Consider the following 2139-nt stretch of genomic DNA (forward strand, 5'->3'; position numbering starts at 1 on the left):
ACACGAGAGTTTTATTCCGCCACATATCTCTGCACCGCAGGTTCAGAAGGAAATGCTGTATTCTTTGCTTCAAAAAAACTTTTCAAAAGACCTTTCTGCCCTTAATTTTGAATTTCAGAACAATTTTTGGGTTATTACTAACGATTCCCAGAAACAAGAATGCGAATCCTTTGAAGAAATTATAAATTTCATTGAAAACATTTATTAATCAAGGAGTTTCTTTGATTATTTCACATACTATGCATGCATAGTATTATGCAAATCATACAATTTAACACGCTTATTATCAGATTATTAACAAAATTTAACGTTAATAAATATTATGCATGCATAATATTTACTAAATTTGGGTAAAACCATTAGCGCAAAAATGATGGATAATAATAAGGAAAAAATAGAAAACGTAGATTTAATTTTAAAGCAGACCTGGTTGGCTGTTTCTAAAATGTACACAGAATTGGCTCAGGAACATGATTCCACCGCAGTACAAGCTCTTACCCTTCTTAAAATTGATCCCAAAGAAGGTACGCGAAGTACGAATCTTGGACCTAAAATGGCCATAGAACCCACTTCCCTAACGAGAATCATTAAACTACTGGAAGATAATGGCTATATCTATAAAGAGAAAACCACCACGGATAAACGAGAGGTGATCATCAAACTTACAGATAAAGGCTTAAATTCCAGAAATATGTCTAAGGAAGTTGTTGTCAACTTTAATAAAAAGGTGATGGAAAAGATCAGCCCTGAAAAGATGGATACTTTTAAGGAAGTGATGACTGAGATCATGAAAATAGCCAATGAACTCTTAAACAACAGAAAATAAATTATCATGAACTCCACGGTTCATATAACCTATTAAATAATAAAAAAATAGATATGAAAAGAAGAATCAAACATGTAACGGTTCTTGGTTCAGGAATTATGGGTAGCGGTATCGCGGCTCACTTCGCCAACATTGGTGTGGAAGTGTCACTTTTAGATATCGTTCCTTTTGAGTTAACTGAAGCTGAACAGAAAAAAGGTTTGACTAAAGAAGACAAAGCAGTAAGAAACAGAATTGCTACTGAAAACTTCGAAAAACTAAAAAAAGCAAGTCCTGCACTTCTTTACTCACCGAAGTTTGCAGATAGAATCAAAGTCGGAAACTTCGATGATGATTTACCAAAAATTAAAAATACAGACTGGATTATTGAAGTAGTAGTTGAAAGACTTGACATTAAAAAGTCTGTTTACGAAAAAATTGAACAGTTCAGAAAACCGGGAACTTTAATTTCCTCTAATACATCAGGGATTCCTATCCACTTACTGACAGAAGGAAGAAGCGAAGATTTCAAAAAATACTTTGCAGGAACCCACTTCTTCAACCCGGTAAGATACCTTCCTCTTCTTGAGATTATTCCAACAAATGATACCAATCCGGAAATCATCGATTTCTATATGAACTATGGAGCTAAATTCTTAGGTAAAACTACCGTTTTAGCAAAAGATACTCCTGCATTCATTGCCAACAGAATTGGGGTGTTCTCTATGATGGACCTACTTCACAATGTACAGAAATTAGGGCTTACCGTTTCTGATGTTGATAAATTAACAGGTCCTGTAATCGGACGTCCAAAATCAGCAACATTCAGAACAGCTGACGTCGTAGGTCTTGATACCTTAGTAATGGTAGCCAACGGTGTTCGTCAAAGCGGTGCTGAAGCGAATGACTTTAACGATGTATTTGCCCTTCCTGGCTATATCCAGAAAATGATGGATAATAAATGGCTAGGTTCAAAAACTGAGCAGGGATTCTATAAAAAAGTGAAAAACGCAGAAGGAAAATCTGAAATTCACGGATTGAACCTTGATACTTTAGAATATGAGCTTCAAGGAAAATCATCGTTCCCTACTTTAGAATTAACAAAATCCATTGATAAGCCAATTGACAGATTCAAAGTATTAATTGGTGGTAAAGATAAAGCTGGTGAACTATACAGAAAATCATTAGGAGCATTATTCGCGTATGTTTCTCATAAAGTTCCTGAAATTTCTGACGAAGTTTATAAAATTGACGATGCTATGAGAGCCGGTTTCGGATGGGAAAACGGTCCATTTGAAATTTGGGATGCCGTAGGAGTTCAGAAAGGTATTGAA

Annotated in this window: 2 protein-coding genes and 1 pseudogene; all 3 read left to right on the plus strand. The window is 35.2% G+C overall.

Annotated elements, in window-relative coordinates; genetic code table 11:
* Nucleotides 1-208: pseudogene (locus tag BBH99_RS22755) on the plus strand (ABC transporter ATP-binding protein); the annotation flags it as partial.
* Between the two features lie 165 nt (nucleotides 209-373).
* On the plus strand, nucleotides 374-826 hold the full coding sequence (locus BBH99_RS11195) for a MarR family winged helix-turn-helix transcriptional regulator (protein WP_066695528.1): 453 nt from the start codon (nucleotides 374-376) through the stop codon (nucleotides 824-826).
* Nucleotides 827-879: 53 nt separating this feature from the next.
* A partial coding sequence (locus BBH99_RS11200; RefSeq protein ID WP_131799219.1) for a 3-hydroxyacyl-CoA dehydrogenase family protein occupies nucleotides 880-2139 on the plus strand: 1260 nt, incomplete at its 3' end.

The sequence above is a fragment of the Chryseobacterium contaminans genome (assembly GCF_001684955.1).
GTDB classification, from domain to species: domain Bacteria; phylum Bacteroidota; class Bacteroidia; order Flavobacteriales; family Weeksellaceae; genus Chryseobacterium; species Chryseobacterium contaminans.